This window comes from Phycicoccus jejuensis (assembly GCF_000720925.1).
Lineage (GTDB): Bacteria > Actinomycetota > Actinomycetes > Actinomycetales > Dermatophilaceae > Phycicoccus > Phycicoccus jejuensis.
The window spans coordinates 1-341 of the sequence record NZ_JOEE01000058.1 but is presented as its reverse complement, the minus strand read 5'-3'; the positions used below and the strand labels follow the sequence as shown (position 1 = coordinate 341).

Genomic DNA, 341 nt, shown 5'->3' with positions numbered 1-341 from the left:
CAAGAAGATCGGGAAGATCCCCGACGGTGGCGGGTGGCGCGCCCACGGCCGCTCGATGGGGTCGAGCGCGGCGAAGAAGAAGGCCCGGATCGGGTACGAATACGTGCACTCGATGGTCGATGACCACTCCCGCCTGGCCTACAGCGAGATCCTGCCCGATGAGAAAGGAGCCACCTGCGGGGCCTTCATCCAGCGCGCCGCGGCCTACTTCGCCGATCACGGCATCCCCGTCATCGAGCGGATCATCACCGACAACCACTTCAGCTACCGCAAGAGCAACGACGTCGCGGCCGCGATGACCGCTCTGGGCGCCAAGCACAAGTTCATCCGCCCCCACTGCC

General features: G+C 66.0%; 1 protein-coding gene. It reads left to right on the top strand.

The window, feature by feature from the left end; all coding sequences use genetic code 11:
* On the top strand, positions 1-341 hold a 341-nt coding region (locus IG69_RS0119605; RefSeq protein WP_030529844.1), incomplete at both ends, for an IS481 family transposase.